At 68.6% G+C, this 23,534-nt stretch carries 22 protein-coding genes and 1 riboswitch; of the genes, 11 read left to right on the top strand and 11 right to left on the bottom strand.

The annotated features are described in order from the left end of the window. Positions 1-144: 144 nt before the first annotated feature. The 4 genes from EJP67_RS21440 to EJP67_RS21425 all read left to right on the top strand — a co-directional run bounded on the left by EJP67_RS21440 (position 145) and on the right by EJP67_RS21425 (position 4,951). Positions 145-1,554 carry an aminotransferase-like domain-containing protein gene (locus EJP67_RS21440; RefSeq protein ID WP_126023720.1) on the top strand — a complete coding sequence of 470 codons (1,410 nt, stop codon included), beginning with the start codon at positions 145-147 and terminating at the stop codon, positions 1,552-1,554. Between the two features lie 149 nt (positions 1,555-1,703). Continuing rightward, a complete protein-coding gene (locus tag EJP67_RS21435) occupies positions 1,704-2,753 on the top strand; it encodes an ornithine cyclodeaminase (RefSeq protein ID WP_126023719.1) in 1,050 nt (349 codons plus the stop codon). A gap of 39 nt (positions 2,754-2,792) precedes the next feature. After that, entirely contained in the window at positions 2,793-3,833 is a 1,041-nt protein-coding gene (locus EJP67_RS21430) for a histone deacetylase family protein (RefSeq protein ID WP_126023718.1), read from the top strand. A gap of 131 nt (positions 3,834-3,964) precedes the next feature. Next, entirely contained in the window at positions 3,965-4,951 is a 987-nt protein-coding gene (locus tag EJP67_RS21425) for a tripartite tricarboxylate transporter substrate binding protein (RefSeq protein WP_126023717.1), read from the top strand. On the opposite strand, the gene EJP67_RS21420 is transcribed toward EJP67_RS21425, so the two are convergent. Next, the gene (locus EJP67_RS21420) at positions 4,938-5,507 is read right to left on the bottom strand and encodes a TetR/AcrR family transcriptional regulator (RefSeq protein WP_126023716.1); all 570 of its coding nucleotides are present in this window, start codon (positions 5,505-5,507) and stop codon (positions 4,938-4,940) included. The two genes, EJP67_RS21425 and EJP67_RS21420, sit on opposite strands and share 14 nt — an antisense overlap. Before the next feature lie 89 nt (positions 5,508-5,596). On the opposite strand from EJP67_RS21420, the gene EJP67_RS21415 reads away from it, so the two are divergent. Together EJP67_RS21415 and EJP67_RS21410 are read left to right on the top strand one after the other, a co-directional pair. After that, complete coding sequence (locus EJP67_RS21415; RefSeq protein WP_126023715.1) at positions 5,597-6,862, top strand: MFS transporter; 1,266 nt, start codon at positions 5,597-5,599, stop codon at positions 6,860-6,862. A 209-nt stretch (positions 6,863-7,071) separates the two neighbouring features. Then, the gene (locus tag EJP67_RS21410; RefSeq protein ID WP_126023714.1) at positions 7,072-8,289 is read left to right on the top strand and encodes a porin; all 1,218 of its coding nucleotides are present in this window, start codon (positions 7,072-7,074) and stop codon (positions 8,287-8,289) included. Positions 8,290-8,418: 129 nt separating this feature from the next. Here EJP67_RS21410 and EJP67_RS21405 read toward each other — a convergent pair whose 3' ends face one another. Beyond that, positions 8,419-9,237 (bottom strand): HAD-IIB family hydrolase, encoded by an 819-nt coding sequence (locus EJP67_RS21405; RefSeq protein WP_126023713.1) that lies wholly within the window; start codon positions 9,235-9,237, stop codon positions 8,419-8,421. A 94-nt stretch (positions 9,238-9,331) separates the two neighbouring features. Between EJP67_RS21405 and EJP67_RS21400 the strand changes: the two genes are divergently transcribed. From EJP67_RS21400 to EJP67_RS21390, 3 genes are read left to right on the top strand one after another with little or no spacing between them, the layout of a single operon-like run. Then, entirely contained in the window at positions 9,332-10,327 is a 996-nt protein-coding gene (locus tag EJP67_RS21400) for an ABC transporter ATP-binding protein (protein WP_126023712.1), read from the top strand. Further along, on the top strand, positions 10,324-11,178 hold the full coding sequence (locus EJP67_RS21395; RefSeq protein WP_126023711.1) for an ABC transporter permease: 855 nt from the start codon (positions 10,324-10,326) through the stop codon (positions 11,176-11,178). The genes EJP67_RS21400 and EJP67_RS21395 overlap by 4 nt, the downstream gene beginning before the upstream one ends. A 15-nt stretch (positions 11,179-11,193) precedes the next feature. Beyond that, positions 11,194-11,997 (top strand): ABC transporter permease, encoded by an 804-nt coding sequence (locus EJP67_RS21390; protein WP_126023710.1) that lies wholly within the window; start codon positions 11,194-11,196, stop codon positions 11,995-11,997. Positions 11,998-12,129: 132 nt separating this feature from the next. Here EJP67_RS21390 and EJP67_RS21385 read toward each other — a convergent pair whose 3' ends face one another. The 9 genes from EJP67_RS21385 to EJP67_RS21345 form a co-directional block, all read right to left on the bottom strand. Next, positions 12,130-13,758, bottom strand: a complete 1,629-nt coding sequence (locus EJP67_RS21385; RefSeq protein ID WP_126023709.1) for a peptide chain release factor 3 — start codon at positions 13,756-13,758, stop codon at positions 12,130-12,132. A gap of 59 nt (positions 13,759-13,817) precedes the next feature. Beyond that, positions 13,818-14,288 (bottom strand): hypothetical protein, encoded by a 471-nt coding sequence (locus EJP67_RS21380; protein ID WP_126023708.1) that lies wholly within the window; start codon positions 14,286-14,288, stop codon positions 13,818-13,820. 29 nt (positions 14,289-14,317) lie between these two features. Then, positions 14,318-14,929 (bottom strand): GNAT family N-acetyltransferase, encoded by a 612-nt coding sequence (locus EJP67_RS21375; RefSeq protein ID WP_126023707.1) that lies wholly within the window; start codon positions 14,927-14,929, stop codon positions 14,318-14,320. Then, complete coding sequence (locus EJP67_RS21370) at positions 14,926-16,014, bottom strand: alpha/beta fold hydrolase (protein WP_126023706.1); 1,089 nt, start codon at positions 16,012-16,014, stop codon at positions 14,926-14,928. Before EJP67_RS21370 ends, EJP67_RS21375 begins: the two co-directional genes overlap by 4 nt. Next, positions 16,011-16,448: a poly(R)-hydroxyalkanoic acid synthase subunit PhaE gene (locus EJP67_RS21365; RefSeq protein ID WP_126023705.1), complete on the bottom strand. Its 438-nt coding sequence runs from the start codon at positions 16,446-16,448 to the stop codon at positions 16,011-16,013. The genes EJP67_RS21370 and EJP67_RS21365 overlap by 4 nt, the downstream gene beginning before the upstream one ends. Positions 16,449-16,493: 45 nt before the next feature. After that, a complete protein-coding gene (locus EJP67_RS21360; RefSeq protein WP_126023704.1) occupies positions 16,494-17,414 on the bottom strand; it encodes an alpha/beta fold hydrolase in 921 nt (306 codons plus the stop codon). 19 nt (positions 17,415-17,433) lie between these two features. Continuing rightward, entirely contained in the window at positions 17,434-17,934 is a 501-nt protein-coding gene (gene phaP, locus EJP67_RS21355) for a TIGR01841 family phasin (protein WP_126023703.1), read from the bottom strand. 170 nt (positions 17,935-18,104) lie between these two features. Further along, the gene (locus tag EJP67_RS21350; RefSeq protein WP_126023702.1) at positions 18,105-18,755 is read right to left on the bottom strand and encodes a hypothetical protein; all 651 of its coding nucleotides are present in this window, start codon (positions 18,753-18,755) and stop codon (positions 18,105-18,107) included. Positions 18,756-18,915: 160 nt separating this feature from the next. Then, positions 18,916-20,985, bottom strand: coding sequence for a hypothetical protein (locus EJP67_RS21345; protein ID WP_126023701.1), 2,070 nt, complete (start codon positions 20,983-20,985; stop codon positions 18,916-18,918). A 171-nt stretch (positions 20,986-21,156) separates the two neighbouring features. Then, a riboswitch (S-adenosyl-L-homocysteine riboswitch) is annotated at positions 21,157-21,227 on the top strand. Positions 21,228-21,294: 67 nt separating this feature from the next. Here EJP67_RS21345 and ahcY point away from each other — a divergent pair. Together ahcY and EJP67_RS21335 are read left to right on the top strand one after the other, a co-directional pair. Then, on the top strand, positions 21,295-22,734 hold the full coding sequence (ahcY, locus tag EJP67_RS21340; protein WP_126023700.1) for an adenosylhomocysteinase: 1,440 nt from the start codon (positions 21,295-21,297) through the stop codon (positions 22,732-22,734). Positions 22,735-22,751: 17 nt separating this feature from the next. Continuing rightward, a complete protein-coding gene (locus EJP67_RS21335; protein WP_126023699.1) occupies positions 22,752-23,528 on the top strand; it encodes a TlyA family RNA methyltransferase in 777 nt (258 codons plus the stop codon). Positions 23,529-23,534: the final 6 nt, after the last annotated feature.

Raw genomic sequence — 23,534 nt, 5'->3', positions numbered from 1 at the left:
GGAAAGGAATGCCGGCACTCTAGGTCGCCCGATCCGGACCGGCCATGTACACCGGAAGCGGTCGTCCGGAGGACTGTACTGGTCTTGTATCCTGTACATACTTTCCTCAATATGGTGCAGGCCGGACCGCCGGAGACACCCCCGATGCTCATTCTTCGCCCCGAACAGCCGACGCCACTGGTGAGCCAGATCGTGGAAGGGCTGCGCGGCCTGATCGGCGCCCAGAAGCTCAAGGCCGACACCAAGCTGCCGTCGATCCGCGCCTTCGCCGCCGCCCATGGCGTCAGCGTCTTCACGGTGGTCGAAGCCTACGACCGGCTGGTGGCGCAGGGCCTGCTGGTCTCGCGGGCCAACGCCGGTTTCTTCGTCAAGCGGCGCAGCGAGGAGAGCGCCGCCGGCACGGCCAGCGCGCCCCGCGCGGACCCCCGCTTCGACGCGCGGTGGTATCTCCAGCAGATCTTCGAGAACCGCAACCTGCCACTCAAGCCCGGTTGCGGCTGGCTGCCGCACGACTGGCTCTTCGAGGACGGCATGCGCCGCAGCCTGCGCCACCTGGCCTCCGAAGGCAGCGACATCGGCGGCTATGGCCTGCCGTTCGGCCACATGGCGCTGCGCATGGCGACGGCCGAGGCGCTGTCGGAGCAGCAGATCGTGGTCGAGGCCGCCCAGGTGCTGCTGACCCAGGGCTCGAGCCAGGCGCTGGATCTCGTCGCGCGCCGCCTGCTCAAGCCGGGCGACCGCGTGCTCGTGGACGATCCCGGCTACCCGAACCTGATGTTCATGCTGCGCTTCCTGGGCGTGGAGATCGTCGGCGTGCCGCGCACTCCCTCGGGCTACGACATGCCTGCGCTCGAAGCGCTGCTGGCGGTGCACCGCCCCAAGGCCTTCTTCACGCAGCCGCGGCTGCAGAGCCCGACCTGCTCCATGGCCTCGCTGCCCCAGCTGGTGCAGCTGCTGCAACTCGCGCAGGCGCACGACTTCACGCTGGTGGAGAACGACATCTACGCCGAAATGGACGCGTCGATGCGCCCCTCGCTCGCCAGCCTCGGGCAACTGCGCCGCGTGGTGTACGTGGGCAGCTACTCGAAGACCATCTCGCCGAACATCCGCGTCGGCTATGTCATCGCGCAGCCCGAGCTGCTCGACGAGCTGGCGCAGCTCAAGATGATCTCGGGCCTCACCTCGTCCGACATCACCGAGCGCCTGGCCTTCGGCACCGTGACCGACGGCCGCTGGCGCAAGCATCTCAAGGCCCTGCGCGAGCGCCTCGCGCAGGCGCACGGCAGTGTCGCGCGGCGGCTGGGGGGACTGGGCTTCGAGCTGTTTCATGAGCCCGCGGCCGGCATGTACCTTTGGGCCCGGCATCCGGACATCACCGACAGCGCCGAGCTCTCGCGGCGCGCCGCGGCCGAGGGAATCATGCTGGGCCCGGGCCAGCTGTTCCTGGTCAACCCGCGCCCCACCGGCTGGCTGCGCTTCAACGTCGCCTTCAGCGAGGACGAGCGCCTCTGGCGCTTCCTGGAGCGCAGCATCGAGGAGCGCCGCAGCGACTGAAGGCGCAGCCGCAGAGGGCTCGCAAAGGTTCGCGAGCAGGCGCACAATGGCTCTCAACCCTTGGCGCAGGCGCATCCTGAATCAGCCATGGTGGAGTAAACATGCGATGGGATGAAGCGCCGCGACGGGGCTACGCAAGGAGCCATGTCATGACCCGCTTCATCGATGTTCACAGCCTGGTCCGCCTGGTGGACGAGACCGGCGTTCCGCAGTTCCTCACCGCGCTGGCCGACGCGCTGCGCGATGACTTCATGCGGTGGCGCGAGTTCGACAAGAAGGCGCGCGTGGCCAGCCATTCGCACCTCGGCGTGATCGAGCTGATGCCGGTGGCCGACGATGGCGCCTACGCCTTCAAGTACGTCAACGGGCATCCGCACAACACGCAGGTCGGGCTCCCGACCGTCATGGCCTTCGGCGTGCTCGCCGAGGTCGACACGGGCTACCCCGTGCTGCTTTCCGAACTCACGCTCACCACCGCGCTGCGCACGGCCGCCACTTCGGCGATGGCCGCGAAGGCGCTGGCGCGGCCCGATTCGCGCAGCCTCGCGCTGATCGGCAACGGCTCGCAGAGCGAGTTCCAGGCGCTGGCCTTCCATGCGCTGCTGGGCATCGAGGAAGTGCGGGTGTACGACATCGACCCCCATGCCACCGACAAGCTGGTGCGCCACCTCGCGGCCTGCACGCCGCTGGAGATCGTGCGCGCCCGCTCGGTGGCCGAGGCGGTGCGCGGCGCGGACATCGTCACCACCGTCACCGCCTACCAGGGGCGCGCGACGGTGCTCACGCCCGACATGATCGAGCCGGGCATGCATATCAACGCGGTGGGCGGCGATTCGCCCGGCAAGACCGAACTGCATCCCGGCGTGCTCGGCAAGGCGCGCGTGTTCGTCGAGTACGAGCCCCAGACCCGCGTCGAGGGCGAGATCCAGCAGGTGGCCGCCGACTTCCCGGTGCACGAGCTCTGGCGCGTGCTGCTCGGCGAGGTGCCGGGGCGCGAGAGCGCGGCGCAGGTCACGCTGTTCGACTCGGTGGGCTTCGCGCTGGAGGACTACACGGCGCTGCGCTACATCCAGCGCATCGCGACCGAGCGCGGCATCGGCCGGCAGATCGCGCTGGTGCCGGAGCTCGACGACCCGAAGGACCTGTTCGGGCTCACGGCCTCCGGAAGGCGCCGGGCGGTGCTGCGGCGTGCGGCATGATGGGCGGCTTCGCCACAGCCGCACCGGCCTTCCATCTTCATGCTCACCATCTACAACGACCAGCACGTTCTCCATCAGGGCAAAGTCGAGATGTTCCGCGGCGAGCTCGTGCCGTGCTTCGAGGTGCCCGCGCGCGTCGATCATGTGAGGCATGAGCTGGAGCGCAGGAACATCGGCCCGCTGCAGGCGCCCGATGCCTTCGACGAGGCGGTGCTGGCCAAGGTGCATGCGCCGCGCTACCTGGACTTCATCGCGCATGCGTGGGACGAGTGGGTGGCGCTCGATCCGTCCAACGCGACGCGCGACGCGCTGCCTTCGTACTGGCCCACGCGCGGCATGCGCAGCGATGTGCTGCCGAAGAGCTTTCCGGCGCGCCTGGGGCTTTTCTCCTTCGACGCGGGCACGCCGCTGATGGCGGGCAGCTGGACGGCGGCGCGCCACGGCGCGGCATGCGCGTGGACCGCGGCGCAGCGCGTCATCGGCGGCGAGCGTGCCGCCTTCGCGCTCACGCGGCCGCCGGGCCACCATGCGGGCGCGGATTTCTTCGGCGGCTACTGCTTCCTCAACAACGCTGCCGTCGCCGCGCAGGCGTTGCGCGACGCGGGCGTCGAACGCGTGGCCGTGCTCGACGTCGACTACCACCACGGCAATGGCACCCAGGCCATCTTCTACGAGCGCGACGATGTGCACTTCGCGAGCCTGCATGGCGATCCGCTGACCGACTATCCCTACTACCTGGGACATGCCGACGAGCGCGGCGCCGGGCGGGGCGAGGGCTTCAACCACAACCTGCCGTTGCCGCGCGGCACCGATTTCGCGGCGTGGCGCGCCGCGCTGAAGACCGCGCTGGACCGCATCGCCCAAGTGAAGGCCGGCGCGCTGGTGGTCTCGCTCGGCGTCGACACCTTCGAGGGCGACCCGATCTCCGGCTTCAGGCTGAAGAGCGACGACTACCTGCGCATGGGCGAGGACCTCGCTCGCGCCGGGCTGCCGACGGTGTTCGTCTTCGAGGGCGGTTATGCGGTGGCGGAGGTGGGCGTGAACGCGGTGAACGTGATCGAGGGCTTCTCGCACGCGTAGCAGCTGACGCGCAGGCGACTCGGACGCCGGAATTCGCCCCTGTTTCCCACGGAAATCAGGGCAGCCCCGATTGCCTTCGCCGGTGCGGCGGGGCCCAATCGGCGCTTTCCCAAGTCAGGACCCAGTCAGCCATGCTCCGCCGCTCCACCTTCCTCCGTACCGCTGCCGCACTCGCCGCAACCGGCGGCCTCGCTTTTCCGATGGCGGCGCTCGCGCAGGCCTTTCCCGCCAAGCCCATCAAGCTGGTGATCGCCTTCCCGGCAGGCGGCCCGACCGACATCACCATGCGCCAGCTCGCGGAGAACGCGAGCAAGATCCTCGGCCAGCCGGTGATCATCGACAACAAGCCCGGCGCCGGCGGCACGCTGCCCGCGCAGGCGCTGCAGACCGCGCAGCCCGACGGCTACACCGTCGCGCAGATTCCGCTGGGCGTGTTCCGCCTGGGCTACACCACCAAGATCAACTGGGATCCGCTCAAGGACATCACCTACGTCATCAACGTCACCGGCTACGCCTTCGGCATCGTCGTGCCGGCCGACAGCCCTTTCAAGACCTGGGCCGACTTCGTTGCCTACGCCAAGGCCAACCCCGGCAAGCTCACCTACGGCTCCACGGGCACGCTCACCAGCCCGCACCTGACGACCGAGATCGTCGCGCAGAAGGCCGGCATCCAGCTGCAGCACGTGCCCTACAAGGGCAGCGCCGACCTGATGCTCGCGGTGGTCAGCGGCCAGCTGATGGCCGCGGCCGACAGCACCGGCTTCGCGCCGCAGGTGGAGGCCGGCAAGCTGCGCGTGCTCAACACCTGGGGCGAGAAGCGCCTGGCCAAGTTCCCCGACGCGCCCACGCTGAAGGAACTCGGCTACGACGTGGTGCAGAACTCGCCCTTCGGCATCGGAGCGCCCAAGGGCACGCCGCCCGAGGTGGTGAAGAAGCTGCACGACGCCTTCAAGCAGGCGATGGAGGAGCCGAGCTACGTCGCCGCGCTGGGCCGCTACGACATGCTGCCGAACTACATGAGCTCGGCCACCTATACCAAGTTCGCGCAGGACACGGTGGTGAAGGAGAAGGCGATCATCGAGAAGCTGGGGTTGGCGAAGGAAGTCAAGACGAACTGAGGACGAAGAGCTCGTCCACCAGCCGGCCCGCCAGTCCCGGCTGCACCCCGTCACCACCGAACACCAACCGGAACACGATCGGCGCGATCAGGTGATCGATCACCTGCTGCGGCTCGGGTGCGCGCTCGCCGCGGGCGCGGGCCTGCTCGACAAGCGTGAGCGCCTCCCTGCGGCGGTTGCGCAGGCAGTCGGTGTCCGCGCCATCGTTGGCCAGCGCGGCCGCGGCTTTCAGCAACGAGGTATTGCACGGCCTGGCCAGGTGCTCGATGAGTTCGCGCGCCCAGGCTTCCAGGTCGGCGCGCAGCGTTCCCGTATTCGGCAGTGGGCGGTTCGGGTCCAGCCGATGGGTTGCGGTTTCGGCCAGCAGCCCCTGCAGGTCGCCCCAGCGCCGGTAGATGCTGGAGGCGCTGACACCCGCGCGCTCGGCCACCGCCGGCACCGTGACGCGCTCCCTTCCTTGTTCCGCCACGAGTTCTTCGAGGGCAGTGCGCACCAATGCCTGCACCTGGGCGCTGCGGCCGCCGGGGCGTTTGTTGGGGAGGGCGATGTCGGTCATGGTCTGGACTTTAACGCAAAAATATTTGCTTTAGAGAATTCGCAGGTCTAGAATCGCAAAAGCAAAAAAAGTTGCATTAAGGATTCGCCATGCCGTCCTCCTGCCCCGAACTCGCTTCCGCCACTGCCGACCTCGCGGCGCGCTCCAGGCCCTGGCGCCTGCCGCAGCGCGCGGCCTTTCCGCTGCTCGCGGCGGTGCTGTTCGCCTTTTTCTTCGCAGCCGCCGCGCCTTCGCCGCTGTTCGTGGTGTTCCAGCACGCCTGGCATTTCTCTTCGTCGCTGCTCACGGTGGCCTTCGCGGTCTACGCGATCGCGCTGCTGGTTTCTCTGCTGGTAGCCGGGTCGCTGTCGGACCACATCGGGCGGCGCCCGGTGGTGCTGGCGGCGCTGGTGCTGCAGGCGGTGGCGATGGGGCTTTTCCTGCTCGCGGATGGCATCGGCGGGCTGATCGTCGCGCGCGTGGTGCAGGGCATCGCCACCGGCGTGGCGAGCGGCGCGCTGAGCGCGGCGGTGGTCGAGGCGGCGCCGGCTTCGCGCAAGCGGCTGGGGGCGCTGATCACGAGCGTGTCGCCGCTTGCAGGCCTTGCCGCGGGTGCGCTGCTCACGGGCATGGCGGTGAAGTTCTCGCTGCAACCGGTGATGCTGGTGTTCGGCGTGCTCGCCGCGGTGTTCGCGCTGGGCGCGGCGGTGGTGCTGTGGATGCCCGAGACCGTCACGCCGCGCGCCGGGGCGCTGGCCTCGCTGGTGCCGCGCGTGTCGATTCCGGCGAAGGCACGCGCCGAGTTCGCGCGCGGGCTGCCGGTGTTCATCGTGGTGTGGGCGCTCGGCGGGCTGTACCTGTCGCTGGCGCCTTCGCTCATGCTGCATGTGTTCGGCATTGACAACGGCGTGGTCAACGGCCTCACGGTGGCGGTGCTTTCCGGCATGGGAGCCATCGCGCCGACGCTGCTCGGCCGCCTTGCGGCTCCGCGCCCGGCCATCGTCGGCATGGCCAGCATCGCGCTCGGCCTGGTGCTGCTGCTGGCCTCGCTTGCCACCCGTTCGCTCGCGCTCTTCTTCGTCGGCACGGCGGTAGCGGGCATCGGCTTCGGCGGCGCGTTCTCGGCGCTGGTGCAGACGCTGGCGCCGATGGCGCAATCGCACGAGCGCGGCGAGCTCTTCGCGGCGATCTTCGTGGTGAGCTATCTCGCGTTCAGCCTGCCGGCCATGCTCGCGGGCTTCCTGGTGGCGCCGCTGGGGCTGCTGAACACGGCCGAGGGCTATGCGGCGGTGTTGCTGCTGATCGCCGCCTTCGGCACGTGGAGCCAGTGGATGGTGCTGCGACGCCGGCAGCGCGAATTGCCCATGAGCGAGTGAGTGGCCGGAACGGCGTTCCGGGTCAGGAAACAGTCAGGACACTTATGTCAAGAGGCTTGGCCCTTCGGGGGTTGGGTACTTACCCTATGTAATTCGTTTGTCTTCCGCGATGGAAACACTCCGATGCAGTCTTGTGGCGCAAAAGCCCGGGCTCTCAGCAGCTGCATCCGGCATCGGAGCGGCAACTTCCCCATCCTGGAGTGATACGAATGAAAAAATCCCTGCTTGTTCTGGCTGCGATGGCAGCCTGCGGTGCCGCGTCGGCGCAATCGACCGTGACGCTGTTCGGCGTCGTCGATGCGGCCTACCGCAACGTCTCGAACAAGAGCGAGTCGGTCCCGGCCACCCTTTTCACCCCCTACTACAGCGTGAAGGCCAGCCGTACCGAGCTGGCCAACTCGGGCCTGAGTTCCAGCCGCCTGGGCTTCCGCGGCGTCGAAGACCTCGGCGGCGGCCTGTCGGCCAGCTTCTGGCTCGAAGCCCCGATCACCAACGACGACGGCGCCACCGGCGTCTCCAACTTCAGCCGCCGCTCCACCGTGAGCCTGGCCGGCAGCTTCGGCGAGTTCCGCATCGGCCGCGACAAGACCGCCACCGTGCTGAACGACGAGCAGTTCGATCCGTTCGGCGACACCGGCATCGGCGGCTCGCTGATCATCGACGCCAACGAAGGCAGCCTCTCGGGCACCGGCTACGGCAGCAACAGCACCTACAAGCGCGCCGGCAACATGGTCCAGTACTTCCTGCCGCGCAACCTGGGCGGCTTCTACGGCAACCTGGGCTACAGCTTCCACGAGATCACTCGCCTGTCGCCCGACACCATCACCGGCGCCGACCGCACCAACACCGGCCGCCATATCGGCGGCCGCGTCGGGTACGCCTCGGGCCCGGTCGACGTCGCCGTCAGCTACGCGCAGAACGACACCAGCTTCACCTCCGGTTCAGGTTCCTCCGCCGTGGCACGTCTGGGCAAGATCAAGACCTTCAACCTCGGCGCGACCTACGACTTCGGCGTGGCCAAGCTGTTCGGCGAGTACTCGCGCTCGAAGGACCAGCGCGATCCGCTGAACATCTTCACACCGGTGCCGAGCACCGACCTCACCGGCTACCTGATCGGCGTGACCGTGCCGATCGGCCCGGGCCAGATCCGCGCCTCCTACTCGCAGGTCAAGTACGACTACAACCGCGCGCCGGCCCTCTTCGCCGTGAACACCCCCGACCCGAAGTCGAACAAGTTCGCGCTGGGCTACGTGCACAACCTGTCGAAGCGCACCGCGCTCTACGGCACGATCGCGCGCGTGACCAACAAGAACGGTGCCGGCAACACGGTCGGCGCCGGCCCGTCGTACGTGGCAACGTACAACCGCGTGGCGCTGCAGCCCAAGTCGTCGATGGGCTACGAGTTCGGCATCCGCCACAGCTTCTGATCGCAGCGAACCCCGAGACTGTTTTCTCCAAGGACCCCGTCGAACGGTCCCTTCGCCCGCCTCGTGCGGGCTTTTTTTCGTCCGCATTTTTCGCGCGGAGTGTTGTTTGTCCGCAGCGTCCGGCGGTGTTCAGCGCGCCGAGAGAATCGCGCTCGCCGCCTCGGCGAAGCCGGTGCCGCGTTCGCCCCGCGTCACGTAGCGCGGCAGGTGCTCCAACTGCGGCACGAAGCGCGCGACGTTCGCCACGCCGATGCTGTGCGCGAAGCTGCGGAACATCAGCTGGTCGTTGGTGGAGTCGCCCACGTAGGCCCAGCGGTCCATCTCGCCGTCTAGCGTGCGACCCCACAGCTCGCGCACGATCCAGCGCGCGCCTTCGAGCTTGTCGTTGTCGCCGTACCAGCCGTTGACGTGGATGCTGCTCACGGTGGCGTGCATGCCCTCGCCGCGCATCAGCGCCACCACCTGCGCGATGGTGGCGTCGCTCAGCTGCACGAACTCGCTGTGGTCGATGGCGATGTCGGTCTCGCGCCCCGGCGAGTCGGTGGCGCGACCCACGCCCGGCAGCTCGCGTTCGATGCGCTCCAGCACCGCCTGCATGCGCGCGAAGTTGGCGGCGCGCGTGGGCTCGTCCTGCTGGTAGCGCTTCTCGACCTTGCCATCGGCCGAGGGCAGCAGCGCGACCGCGCCGTTCTCGGCCACGATGGCGTCGACCGGCCAGGCGTTGACGAAGGGCAGGCTCCAGCCCACCGGCCGGCCGGTGATCGCCACCACCGAAAGCCCCGCCGCCTTCAGATCGCCCAGCGCCTGCAGCGCATCGGGCGTGATGGCGCCGTCGTGCGTGAGCGTGTCGTCGATGTCGGTGAAGACGCCGATGAGCGCACCGCGCGCGGCCTGCGGCCATTGGGCCAGCGGCAGCAGATGGTGGGGCGAAGAAGGCAAGGTGGGCATGGAGAGAGCAATGCAGGGGGAGCGCCGATCGTACCGGCGCTTTCGTGTAGCATCCCGCCCCCGCCGTGCCATCGAGGCCGGCGCGGCGCCCTCCATGCCCCACATCCTCGTCGACGACCTTCGCAAGACCTACCGCATCTCCGAACGCGACCCCGGCGTGATCGGCGCGCTGCGCGGCCTCGTGCAGCGCCGCCATCGCACGGTGGAGGCGCTGTCGGGCGTGTCGTTCGCGCTGGAGCGCGGCGAGCTGCTGGGCTTCATCGGGCCGAACGGCGCGGGCAAGTCGACCACCATCAAGATCCTCTCTGGCATCCTGCGGCCCGATGGCGGGCGCGTGGAGATCGACGGTCGCGATCCCTTCGCCGAACGCGAGCGCCACGTGGCGCGCATCGGCGTGGTCTTCGGCCAGCGCACGCAGCTGTGGTGGGACCTGCCCGTGGGCGACGGCTTCGACCTGCTGCGCGACATCTACCGCGTGGACCCGGCACGCTACCGCCGCACGCGCGACGAACTGGTGGCGCTGCTGAACCTGGAGCGCGTGCTCGCGCAGCCGGTGCGGCAGCTCTCGCTGGGCCAGCGCATGCGCGCGGAGATCGCTGCCGCGCTGCTGCACGAGCCCGACATCCTTTTTCTCGATGAGCCCACCATCGGCCTCGACGCGCCCTCCAAGCTCGCGGTGCGCGACTTCGTGCGTCGCGCCAACCGCGAGCGCGGCACCACCGTGCTGCTGACCACGCACGACATGCACGACATCGAGGCGCTGGCTCGCCGCGTGATCATCATCGGCCACGGCCGCGTGCTGGCCGACAGCCCGGTCGAGGCGCTGCGCGCGCAGGTGATGGCCGAGCGCCGCCTGGTGGTCGACTTCGCGCAGGGCGCCGAGCTGCCCGCGCAGGTGGAAGGCGCGCGGGTGCACTCGCGCGACGGCCAGACGCTGGTGCTCGACTTCGACCCGGCGCAGACCGCAGCGCCCGCGCTGATCGCGCGCATCGCGGCCGCGCATGCGGTGGAAGACATCCGCCTCGAAGGGCTGGCGATCGAGGCCGTCATCGCCCGCTTCTACGCCATGCACGGAGCGGCCGAGGCATGACGGCGGCGACCAGCCCGCGCGACCTGGCGAGACCCTATCTCGCGGCCTTCGCATCGCGCTTCCTGCAGATGCTGCAGTACCGCACCGCCGCGCTCGCCGGCTTCGCCACGCAGTGCTGGTGGGGCGGCATCAAGGTGATGGTGTTCGCGGCCTTCTACGGGCATGCGGCTGGCACCGGCGCGAGCAGCTCGATGTCGCTCGCGCAGGCCATCACCTACAGCTGGCTCGCGCAGGGGCTGCTCGTGCTGCTGCCGTGGCTGGGCGACCCGGAAGTGGCGCAGGCGGTGCGCACCGGCGCCGTCGCCTACGACCGGCTGCGGCCGGTGGATGCCTACGCGCTGTGGTTCGCGCGCAGCGCCGGCTGGATCGCCGCGCGCGTGCTGCCACGCGTGGCGCTGATGGCGGCCTTCGCGATGGTCGCGCTGCCGCTGTTCGGGCTGGGCGAGTGGGCCTGGCAGCTGCCGGCGGGCGTGGCGGCGGGGCTCGCCTTCGTGCTCTCGGCCGTGCTCGCGCTGCTGCTGTCGACGTCGATGGTGATGCTGCTGAACGTGGCCGCCACCGCCGCGCTCAACGAACGCGGCATCAGCGCGGTGGCCACGCCGGTGGTCATCGTTCTCTCTGGCAACCTGCTGCCGCTCGCGATGCTGCCCGACGGCTGGCAGACCGCGCTGCTGGTCCAGCCGCTGGCCGGGCTGATGGACATTCCGGCGCGCCTGTACTTCGGGCAGCTGCGGGGCTGGCAGGCCGTCGGCGGGCTGGGGCTGCAGGCCTTCTGGATCGCGGTGCTCGTGGCCTTCGGCCATTTCGCCATGGGCCGCACCATGCGCGGCCTGCAGGTGCAGGGCGGGTAAGGGCAGGTGAGGGCGATGGGATCGATTCCGCTCTTCTTCCGGCTGGTGGGCGCGTCCCTCGGCGGACAGGCGCGCTACCCGGCTTCGGCGCTGATGTTGACCGTCGGCCAGTTCCTCGGCACCGGCATCGAGGTGATCGCCGTATGGGCGCTGTTCCACCGCTTCGGCGACGTGCAGGGCTGGCGCATCGGCGAGGTGGCCCTCTTCTACGGCCTGGTGAACTGCATGTTCGCGCTGGCCGATGCGCTGGGCCGCGGCTTCGACGTGCTCGGCACGGAGTTTTTGCGCACCGGCGCCTTCGACCGCCTGCTGCTGCGGCCGCGTCCGCTCGCGCTGCAGCTGATGGGCAACGACTTTCGCATCAGCCGCCTGGGCCGGCTGCTGCAGGGGCTGGCGATGGTGGCGTTCGCCACGCAGCAGATGGGCATCGCGTGGACGCCGGGCGCGGTCGCCATCGCGCTGATCGCCATCGCGGGCGGCGTGGCGCTGTTCCTCGGCATCCTGGTGCTCCAGGGCACGCTGGCCTTCTGGACCGTCGAGAGCCTCGAGATCGCGAACGTGCTGACCTACGGCGGCGTGCAGGCCGCGCAGTACCCGCTGGCGCTCTATGCGCGCTGGTTCCGGCGCGTGCTGACCTTCATCGTGCCGCTGGCCTGCGTGGCCTATTACCCGGTGCTGGCGATCCTGGGGAAGGCCGACCCGCTGGGGGCGCCGGCGTGGGTGGGCCTGGTGTCGCCGCTCGCCGGGTTCGTGTTCCTGGCGGCGGCTTTCGGGGTGTGGCGCTTCGGGTTGCGCCGCTATGCGTCGACGGGCAGTTGAGGGACTGCGAACCGGCAGGAAAGCCGAACGCAGAAGTCGCAGAGGACAAATCCAGAAATGACCAGGTTCTCTTCTGCGACCTCTGCGTAGTTTTTGTCTTCCTTCTGCGTTCGGCTACCCGATCCCGTCTGTTTACCCCGCGCTCTGCAGCGCCAGCCCCGCATGCTCGCGCAGCGGATGGAAGTGGATCTTCGGAAACCGCTCCTGCGCCAGCCGCACGTCATACGGCGAGGTGCACAGGAAGGCCAGCGTGTCCGCCGCGTCCTTCGCCATGCGCTGCGGGTACGCGTTGACGAACTCGCGCAGCTCGGCGGGCGTGTCGGCCGTGATCCAGCGTGCGCCGGTGTACTGGCAGCCTTCGAGGCGCACGTCGGCGTCGTACTCGGCCTTCAGGCGGTGCTGCACCACTTCGAACTGCAGCTGGCCGACCGCGCCCAGCAGCATCGGGCCGCCGATCTCCGGGCGGAAGACCTGGATCGCGCCTTCCTCGCCGAGCTGAGCCAGGCCCTGCTGCAGCTGCTTGGTGCGCAGCGGGTTCTTCAGGATCACGGTCATGAAGAGCTCGGGCGCGAAGAAGGGCAGGCCGGTGAACTGCAGGCTGGCGCCATCGGTGATGGTGTCGCCCAGCTGCACGCCGCCGTGGGTGGTGAAACCCACGATGTCGCCCGCGTAGGCCTCTTCCACTGCCTCGCGGCGCTGGCTCATGAAGGTCACGACGCTCGTGGGGCGCAGTTCCTTGGCGGTGCGCTGCACCTTCAGCTTCATGCCCGGCGTGTACTTGCCCGAGGCCATGCGCACGAAGGCGATGCGGTCGCGGTGGTTGGCGTCCATGTTGGCCTGCACCTTGAAGACGACGCCCGCGAAGTCCTTGTCCTCGGGCTGGATCTCCTTGGTCACCGGCTGGCGGTTGACCAGCGTGGTGCTGGTGCGCGAACGTGGCGAGGGCGCCAGGTCGACCAGCGCGTCCAGCACTTCCATCACGCCGAAGTTGTTCACGCCGGAGCCGAAGAACACGGGCGTCTGCTTGCCGGCCAGGAAGGCCTCGCGGTCCCAGGCGGGCGATGCGCCAGTGGCGAGCTCCATGCTTTCCATGGCGGTCTCGAAGTCGGCGCCGAAGCGCTTGACCAGCGTATCGCGCTCGCTCAGCGGAATGGTCTCGAAGTCCTGCGGCAGGCGCTCGCTGCCCGACTCGAACACCGTCATCGCCTGCGTGCGCAGGTTCATGATCCCGCGGAAGCTCTTGCCCTGGCCCACCGGCCAGGTCATGGGCACGCAGGGCATGCCCAGCTCGCGCTCCACCTCGTCGAGGATGTCCAGCGGCTCGCGCACTTCGCGGTCCATCTTGTTGACGAAGGTGATGATGGGCGTGTCGCGCTGGCGGCAGACCTCGATCAGCCGCCGCGTCTGCGCTTCCACGCCGTTGGCCGCGTCGATCACCATCAGCGCCGAGTCGACGGCGGTGAGCACGCGGTAGGTGTCTTCCGAGAAGTCCTTGTGGCCGGGCGTGTCGAGCAGGTTGATGACGTGGTCGCGGTAGACCATCTGCATCACCGACGAGGCCACCGAGATGCCGCGCTGCTTCTCGATCTCCATCCAGTCGGAGGTGGCATGGCGCGAGGCCTTGCGCGCCTTCACCGAGCCGGCGATCTGGATCGCGCCGGAGAAAAGCAGCAGCTTTTCGGTCAGCGTGGTCTTGCCGGCGTCAGGGTGGGAAATGATCGCGAAGGTGCGGCGGCGGCGGGTTTCGGCTACGAAAGACAAGGTGGGCAATCTGCGGGGGAATCCGCGATTTTAAAAGACCGCTCCGGCAGTTCCCGCTTTCAGCCTTCTTCCCTGCCGTATCCGCCGAATCGGACGCCGTTGAAGGTATGGGTGCAACACGGGCAGCTGGGCGTCATCCGCTCGGGCCCCAGCGTCGGATTGACCACCTGGAGCTTGCCTTCGTCATCGACAAAAAGGCCGCTGTAGTAGCTCGAATCGCCGATTCTCACGACGTCTTGGCGTTGCTCGGTGCGCAGGGCCACCAGCCAGAAGATCGGTTCGGGCCGGTCAAGTCGTGACACGGCTTCGCTATGCACCGAGTCCCAGTCGGCACCGATCTTTGAAAGGAGAAAGCGGAACAGCGGGGTGTAGTCGAGCCCGCGTTGGTGTTTCCCGTGCATGGAGCCTCGAGTGGCTTCGGAGCGCTCGGAATTCTTGGTGTTCCGTTCGTGACGATAGTCGCCTCCGAAGGCGTGATGGACATTGCGCGCCTTGGTGTTGACCTTGCGGTAGAGAGGCTCCTTCTGCATGGGCGCATTGTGCAGGGAGCGGCGCCTCATCAAGCGAGCGCGTCGTTCATCCCATACGCCCGCATCTGCGCCTCGAAGCGCGCCACGTCGTGGCTCAGCACCACCAGGTCGTGAGGCACACCCTGGCGGTCCTTCACGTGCTTGCTCAGAAGCGCCTCGGGCCTGAAGCCCAGGGCCTGGAAGACGGAGATGGCGCCGCGCTGGTCGACGGTCATGCGCGCGACCAGCTTTTCGGCGCCGCGCTCGATGGCCAGCGCGCAGGCCTCGCGGGCGAGCTTGTGCCCCAGGCCGCTGCCGCGCAGCTCGGGCGCGGCGAGCACTCGCAGTTCGGCCACATGGCTGGACCAGGAGTGCGGATCGCGGATGACCGCCGCGCAGCCGAGCACGGCCTTCTCGCGCACCGCGAGCACGCTGTCGATGTCGCCGCGCTCGATGGCGCGCACCCAGGCGTTCATCACCTTGGGCTGGGTGATGTCGCGCGGCAAAAAGAGCAGGTCGTGTGCCGGGAGGGCCTGCGCGAAGGCGAGCACGGCATCCGCGTCTTCGGCGGCCATCAGGCGCAGGACGATGCTGCCCTCGCTGCTGGTCACGGTACGCGGGTAGGTCCGCGAGAAGGAGTCGGTCACGGTGGTGATGCTCATGTCGATCGCACTCCAAGCCATTCGTCGAGTTTGGGCCACAGCCGGCGCACCGCGTTGGGCCCGGCGGCGAGGCTGACGTGGCCGCCCTTGAGCACCACCTCCTCCTTGTCGGTGGAGCCGACGCCGGCCACGAGCGGCTGCCCGGCCTCGTAGGGAACGATGTGGTCGTGCTGCGCGAGCGCGTGCAGCACCGGCACCTTGATGTTCTTCAGCTGCACCTTCTGCCCGCCGATCACCAGCTCGCCCTTGTACAGCTTGTTGCCCCACATGAGCTCCTTGACGGTCTGGCGGAAGTACTCGCCGGCCAGCGGCAGCATCTCGTTGCCCCAGCGGTCGAACATGCGGTACGACCTGACGAATTCGTCGTTGTCCATGTTGTCCCACAGCTGCACCATGCCGGCGCTCCGGCCGGCGGGGCGCAGCATGTCGAAGGAGGTGAAGAGCATCTCGGGCGGCACGTTGCCCACGGTGTCGATGAGCCGGTCGACGTCGAAATACCGGCGGTCCGACCACGCGTGGAAGAGCTTCATGCGGCTGAAGTCGATGGGCGTGGTGAAGAGCGCGAGGTTCTTCATCGGCCCGCCGGGGTGCAGCGCGGCGTACAGCGTGGAGAGCACGCCGCCCATGCAGTAGCCCACGAGCGTGACGTCTTCCTCGCCCGAGCGCTCCTGCACGCGGCGGATGGAATCGGGGATGAAGTCGAGCACGTAGTCCTCGATGCGCAGGTGCTTCTCCTGCGGGCGCGGCGCGTTCCAGTCCATCATGTAGACGTCGTAGCCCTGCAGCAGCAGGTGCTCGACCATGCTCTGGCCGGGCGCGAGGTCGAGGATGTAGCCGCGGTTGGTGGTCGCCATCACGATCAGCAGCGGCACGCGGTAGATCTCGTCGGCCATGGGCCGGTAGTGGTACAGGCTCAGCGTGCCGCGCCGGTGGATCTCGTCCTTGGGCGTCTGGCCGACGGCGGGCGCGGCGGTGGTGAGGAAGTCCAGGCCCTTGAGGTTGCGCTGGATCGCGCGCTCGATCTCGGCGGCCATGTCGACCGCGATGTCGGGCAGGGCGAAGGGCGTGTCGGCGGTGGTGCTCATGCCGGGCGCTTTCCTGCCGTGCGCGTGCGGGGCGGGGTGGCGGGCGCCGCCGCAGGTGCTGCAGGTGCTGCAGGTGCTGCCTTCGGAGGCTGCCGGGTGCGGCGCGGTCCTGGCGCTGCCGCAGCGGGGGAAGCGGGCCCGCCCTCCACGGCGCGGGCAATGCGCGCCAGGTGATCGTCGATGCGCTGCAGCTGCTCCCCCAGCACTTGCAGGTCGGCGCGCGTCGGCAGGTTCAGCATCGTCAGGTAGCGCGCCATCAGCTCGCCCAGCGCCTTCTGCGCGGTGAGCGAGGCGTTCATGCCGCCGTGCATGCCCTGGCGGAACGGGTCCGAGGCCATGGTCTCGTTGGCGAACTCGTTGGTGGCTTTTTCCCACTGGGCCGTGAGTTCGCGCCACATGGCCATCGGGTCGAGAGGGGAGAACTTGTTCGTCATGGCGGATGCTCCCTTGTCGCCTTGTTCTTTCTTGTCGTCGCCGTCTCAGGTGCCGGCGTGCCGCGCCGTGTGCGCCGCGATGGCGTCGACGATCTGCGGCCACATCGGGATCGGCAACGCATGCCCCATGCCGGGGATGCGCAGCAGCTGCGAGCCCGCTATCGCATCGGCCACGTCGACGCCGCAGGCCACCGGCACCAGCGGGTCGTCGTCGCCGTGGATCACCAGCGTGGGCACGCGCACGTTGCGCAGCGCGGGCTTGCGGTTGCCCGAGGCCAGGATGGCCGCGAGCTGCCGCGCCACGCCGGCCGGGTTGAGCCCGCGCAGGAAGACGAGTTGCGCCTTCTCGGCGTCGCGCGCTTCGTCGAGCGGAAAGCTGCCGGGTCCGCGCAGCACGCGCCACACCTTCGCGTAGTGCGCCTGGTAGGCCGCGAAGGTGGTCGGCGCGGGCGAGAACAGCACTGCCATCGCCTCGGGCGTGGGCGGCGGCAGTCCCGGCGCGCCGGTGCTCGACATGATGCTGGTGAACGACAGCATGCGCTGCGGATGGTGGATGCACAGCTCCTGCCCGATGGCGCCGCCCATGGAGGCGCCCACGATGTGCGCCCGGGCGATGCCCAGCGCGTCGAGCAGCCCGACGCAGTCGGCCGCCATGTCGCGCAGGTCGTAGGGCGCTCGCAGCGGCAGCCCGGCCATCGCCTGCGCCATCAGCGCCTGGATGTCGGGCACGCCCAGCAGGGTGAGGTGCGTCGAATGGCCGATGTCGCGGTTGTCGAATCGGATCACGCGGTGCCCGCCGGCCTCGGCGAGCCGGGCGCAGAAGGCGTCGTCCCACGCCACCATCTGCGCGCCGAGGCCCATCACCAGCAGCAGCGGCTCGGCGGCCGGATCGCCGAAGCTGTCCCAGGCCAGCTCGATGCCGTTGGCGCGCGTGCGTTGCTCGACGCGGGGCGGGGCTGCGGTCATGGCCGGGCGCGCAAGCGTATTACTTGCGCTGCAGCATCTTCGTCACTTCGTCCACGTTCGCCTGGATGCGCTGGCGCACCACGTCGAAGGCATCGGCCTGCGACTTGGCGGCGAGGTTTGCCAGCTCCTTGATGTCGTCGATGGCGCGCTGGAACGACTGGCGGCCGAGCTCGTCGAGCTTGGCGAGGTTTTCCTTCGGGTCCTTGCCGGGCATTTCCTTGGCGGCGGTCTGCCACTCGGAGATGGCGCTCTTGATCATTTCCGTCTGCCGCTGCACGACGGTCTGCAGGCCCTTGTACGACTTCTCGTTGGCCTCCATCAGCGCCGCCAGGTCCTTGCGGCCGCTTTCCAGCAGCTTGCCGGCGCCACCGGTCAGGTTGAGGCTCTGCAGCCGGTCGGCCATGCCCTTCAGCGGATTGAGCATGTCCGCGGCATCGGGCGCCGCCTTCTTCGCGCCGGCGGTGCTGGTGCTGCTGCTGGCGGTGGTCTTCTTGGCGGCGGCTTTCTTGGCAGTGGCCATGGTGCGGAATCTCCTGTGACGGTGGACGTTTGGATGGCGAGGACCAGCCTGACGGCAAAAATCCCTCGCCACGATACGCCGCGCCGGTGCGCCGGAGGTCGCCGCAGCGACAAAAATGCCTGCGGGATTTCCCTTGGGTGCGTGCCCGCGTCCGTTGCCGGCTTCGGGGCCTACATCGGCGGCGCGAAGCCGTTGCGCCCGGCCGTCACGCGCAAGGCCGTGGGCGTACCGTTCTTCTCCTGCGCATTGACCAGCACCCGGGCGCCGGGTACCAGCAGCGCATCGGTGCCGGGGCGGAAGGTGACCACCGGCACGTCGGGCGGCACCACGACGGTTTTCTCTCCACCCTTGTAGGTCAGGTGCAGCTGCTGGCCGCCGCGCACCGACTTCGGCGCCGCGCCCAGGTCGGCGACGGTGGCGTTGGTCATGGTGCTTTCGGGCAGCAGGTCCCATGGGCGATGGCCTTCGCCGGTGCCGCGCGCGGCCTCGGGGAACACGACCACTTCGAGCGCCTTCTGCGTGCCGTCGGCCTGCGGCATGGCGGCGGTGCCGATGAAGCTGCCGCGCCTGATGTCCGAGAGCTTGATCGGATAGACCTCGGATACCGACAGGTCGGCCGGGCGCGCGAGCGAGACGACCTCGCCGGTGCGGTCCTGCACGACCAGGGTGTTCGCATCGACGCGCACGAGAGTGCCGCGGATGCGGACGGTGTCGGCGCTCTGGGCGGACGCGATGGCCGAAAGCAGGGCGACGGCCAGGCCGGCGGCGGCAGCAAGGGCCGAGAGCAAGGTCCTGGGCGTGCTGGAGGAGTGGATCTTCATGTTGGCTTTTCAGGGGAGGGGCTGTGGGCCGGCCAATGTACGTCGCGTCGGCGAAACGTGCTGGCGGCCGTCTTAGGCCTGAATGAGCAATGAAAAAAGGCCGCATGCCACGAGCGCGGCATGCGGCCTTCCTGGCCTTCAGGGCGAAGCGCCCGCGGCGTCAGTCGATCAGGTCGATCTCCATCGCGCCGGCCGTGGCCGGGTTGCGCGAGCCGACCATCGCGAAGAGCTTGCTGCTTTGGCTGGCGAAGTGGTAGTTCGGGCCGGTGAAGGTCGCCGCGCGCATGTTGAGCGGGCCGTTCGTGCCCATCGAACCCAGCGTCGCGGCGAGCGTGGCGCTGGTGCCGTCGGGCAGCGTCTGCGTGCGCGTGTAGTACGACGCGTCGAGCCCCGTGTTGCCCCATCCGCCGCTGGTGGCGCCGCCGCGCGCGATGACGGTGGGCCATGTGGCGCGTTCGGGCAGGCCGATGCGGAACACCGACCTCGGGGGCGTCGACGCCACGTTGCCGGCCGAGAGGTAGATGTTCTCGCCTCCGACGCGCGCGACCGCGAAGGTGCCGTTGTCCGACGGATTGGCCACGTTCACGATGCGCCAGGTGTCCACGGTGGTGCCGGCCGACACGGTGTACGTCAGCACGGATGCGGAAGGACAGTTGTCGATCCGGTAGATCACGTTGTCGTTGCACAGATAGAGCACGGTGCCGCCGTTGGCGATCTGGATCTGGGTGATCGACGAATCGCCGCCGGTGGCCGTCATGTTGATGCCCAGCCGGTTGTAGGTGCCGTCGAGGGCGCTCTGCGTCTTCACAAGCGCACGCGATGCCACGAAGGGCCGCACGGCGTAGCTCTCGGGCGTGACCTGCGCGACCGCGAACGGGAACGCGCCGACCACCGTGTCCGTCGTGAAGCGGAAGCGCGCCGTGTTCGCGGGACTCGTGATGCGGCTGCTGTCGAAGATGAAGCTGCCCGCTTCCGTCGTGTCCTCGGCGAAGCTGCCCGAGGCGACGGTGCCGGCGGCATCGGTCATCTCGTAGCGCTTGCTGTCGAGGTTCAGCGCCAGCGTCTGCCGCGAGCCGTTGGTGGCGTAGACCTTGTAGCGGCCGTTGCGCGCGTCGGGCGTGGCGCCGGTGTCGATCAGGTTGAACTGGATGTAGCCCTGCGTGGCGGTGTTGTTGCGTGCGCCGACCAGCACCGACAGCTCGCCGGCCTGCATCGCGAAGTACTTGCTCGCGCCGGTGAAGTTGACGCCGCGGATGCCCAGGGGCTGGTTCGTGTAGGCCGTGCTGTCCACCGGCATCGTGAGGGTGCCGAAGGTGTCGTCCGTGCCGGTGGAGGTGCGCACCGAGCTGGTGGTGCTGATCAGGTTCGTGCCCCAGCTGCCCGTGGTCGACGAACCGATGCCGCGCGTGGTCGGCCAGCTCGAAGATTCGGGCAGGCCGATGCGCATGAACTGCTGGGCCGGCGAGACGCTGACGCCACCGCCGAGGTACACGTTCTGCCCGCCGATGCGCGCCACGCGGAAGTTGGCGACGTCGCTGCTGTTGGCCACGTTGGTCGCGACCCAGGCGTCGTCGACGCCCGCCGTGACGGCGTAGGTGCGCTTCGAGGCGGCGGGGCAGAGGTCGATCCTGTAGATGATCGAGTCGTTGCAGAACTCCAGCACCGTGCCGCTGCCCGACAGGCGCATCGAGAGGATCGTCGAGTCCTGCACGCCGCCGGGGCTGCGCGTGATGCTGAAGCGGTTGTAGGTGCCGTCGATCAGCGCGGCGGTGGTGACGAAGTCGCGCGCCGCCACGAAGGGCTGCGCGGCGTACGCGGCGGGGCTCGAATACGCGGTCTGGAACGGGAACGCGCCGACGATGGTGTCGGTGGTCACGCGAAAGCGCGAGGTGTTGGCCGCGGTCGTGATGCGGCCACTCGCGAACACATAGGTGCCGGGCTCGGTGAAGTCTTCGGCGAAAGTGCCGGACTCGGCCGCGCCGAGGTTGTCCGTCATCGTGTAGCTGCCGGCGTCGAAATCGACCGAGAGCTGCTGCTGCGTGCCGTTGGCCGCGTAGACGCGGTAGCTGCCGTTGCGCGCGTCGGGCGTGCCCAGGGTCTTGGCTGCCGCGACCTCGGGTTTCCCGCTGCCGCCCGACGACAGCGAGAGGCCGGATCCTCCTCCTCCTCCGCCCCCTCCGCAGGCCGCCAGCAAGGCGACCATGCCCCAGCTCGCGAGATACCTCGTCATCCTCTTCCTCATGTCGTGTCCTTTTGTTTTCAAGTGGGCTCGGCAGCAAGCCGGCGGCTCCTGAACCGAACCTGTTGAAATCGTAACCAGAGGTCAATGACATGCCGGGGATGACAAATGCCGGCCAAACCCCGAGCATTGGCGCCCGCTCGTGCCCCGTCTACAATCCGCCGCTCCGAGGAGCGTTGCAGCGCCGTCAGGCGTGAGGCTCGGACCACATATCGCAACGACGCTCACCCGCTGTTCTTGCGGTGAGCCTTTTTCCCCGTATCCGGCGGCATCTTTCAAACCAGTTTTGTTGGAGTTCCCATGAGCGCTGTTCTCAAACCCACCCCCGTTTCGACCGCCGACCAGGCGATCGCCGACCTGTCCCTCGCCGCCTGGGGCCGCAAGGAAATCCGCATCGCGGAAACCGAGATGCCCGGCCTGATGGCCATCCGCGAGGAGTTCTCGAAGTCGCAGCCGCTGAAGGGCGCGCGCATCACCGGCTCGCTGCACATGACCATCCAGACGGCCGTGCTGATCGAGACGCTGCAGGCGCTGGGCGCGCAGGTGCGCTGGGCCTCGTGCAACATCTTCTCGACGCAGGACCACGCCGCCGCCGCCATCGCCGAGAAGGGCACGCCGGTGTTCGCGATCAAGGGCGAGTCGCTGAAGGACTACTGGGACTACACCCACGCCATCTTCGACTTCGGCCCCAAGGGCTCGAAGGGCGAAGGCCCGAACATGATCCTGGACGACGGCGGCGACGCCACGCTGCTGATGCACCTGGGCCAGCGCGCCGAGAAGGACCAGAGCGTGCTCGCCAACCCGACCAGCGAGGAAGAGCGCATCCTCTACGCCGCCATCAAGGCCAAGCTGGCCGTCGACGGCACCTGGTACACCCGCAAGTCGGCCGAGATCATCGGCGTGACCGAAGAAACCACCACCGGCGTGCACCGCCTGAACGAAATGTCGGCCAAGGGCACGCTGCTGTTCCGCGCCATCAACGTGAACGACTCGGTCACCAAGAGCAAGTTCGACAACCTGTACGGCTGCCGCGAGTCGCTGGTGGACGGCATCAAGCGCGCCACCGACGTGATGATCGCCGGCAAGATCGCCTGCGTGGCCGGCTACGGCGACGTGGGCAAGGGCTCGGCCCAGGCGCTGCGCGCGCTGTCGGCGCAGGTGTGGGTGACCGAGATCGACCCGATCAACGCCCTGCAGGCCGCCATGGAAGGCTACAAGGTCGTGACGATGGAATACGCCGCCGACAAGGCCGACATCTTCGTGACCACCACCGGCAACCGCGACGTGATCCGCCACGAGCACATGGCCGCCATGAAGGATCAGGCCATCGTCTGCAACATCGGCCACTTCGACAACGAGATCGACGTCGCGTCGATCGAGAAGTACGAGTGGGAAGAGATCAAGCCGCAGGTCGACCACATCAAGTTCCCCGACGGCAAGAAGATCATCCTGCTGGCCAAGGGCCGTCTCGTGAACCTGGGCTGCGGCACGGGCCACCCGAGCTTCGTGATGTCGTCGTCGTTCGCGAACCAGACCATCGCGCAGATCGAGCTGTTCACCAAGCCCGACGCCTACCAGGCCGGCAAGGTCTACGTGCTGCCGAAGCACCTCGACGAGAAGGTCGCGCGCCTGCACCTGAAGAAGGTCGGCGCCATGCTCACCGAGCTGACCGACACGCAGGCCGCCTACATCGGCGTCGACAAGAACGGCCCCTACAAGCCGGACACCTACCGCTACTGAGCGGCGACAGCCAACGCATGCGCGCCGATCAGTTGCTGGTGGAGCGCGGCCTTGCCGCATCGCGTTCGCAGGCCGTGCGGCTCATTGCCGGCGGCTTGCGCTGGCGTGATGCTGGCTCGGGCGACGCGTGGCGCGACGTCGTCAAGAACAAGGACGACGTGCCCGAATCGGCCGAGCTCGAGTTGCTCGACGCGGCGGAAGCGCGCTACGTGTCGCGCGGCGGGCTCAAGCTCGAAGGCGCTCTGGCGGCGAGCGGTATCGACGCCGCCGGCAAGCTGTGCCTCGACGTGGGCCAGTCGACCGGCGGCTTCACCGATTGCCTGCTGCAGCGCGGCGCCGCCAGGGTGGTGGGCGTTGACGTCGGCCATGGGCAGCTGCATGCGCGGCTGCGCGAGGACGAGCGCGTGGTGGTCATCGAGGGCGTCAATGCGCGCGCTCTCTCGGCCGACGATCTGGGCGAGGAGGGCGAGTCGCGTTTCGACCTGATCGTGGGCGATCTGTCGTTCATCTCGCTCACGCTGGTGTTGCCGGCGGTGGTCGAGTTTCTGGCCGACGAGGGCCGCTTGCTGATGCTGGTCAAGCCGCAGTTCGAGCTGCAGCCCGGCCAGGTCGGCAAGGGCGGCATCGTACGAGACGAGTCGATGTACGCGGTGGTCGAGAAGCGCCTGCGCGATGCCTGCGAGGCGCTCGGCCTGCGGGTGCTGCAGTGGTTCGACAGCCCGATCGCCGGTGGCGACGGCAACCGCGAGTTTTTCATTCATGCCGAGCGCGCCGTGCGCGCGAACGGTTCCTAAGGAGAC

It is taken from the genome of Variovorax guangxiensis (assembly GCF_003952165.1).
GTDB classification, from domain to species: domain Bacteria; phylum Pseudomonadota; class Gammaproteobacteria; order Burkholderiales; family Burkholderiaceae_C; genus Variovorax; species Variovorax guangxiensis.
Note: the sequence above shows the minus strand (reverse complement) of the source record. Positions and strands in the feature narration are given on the sequence as shown.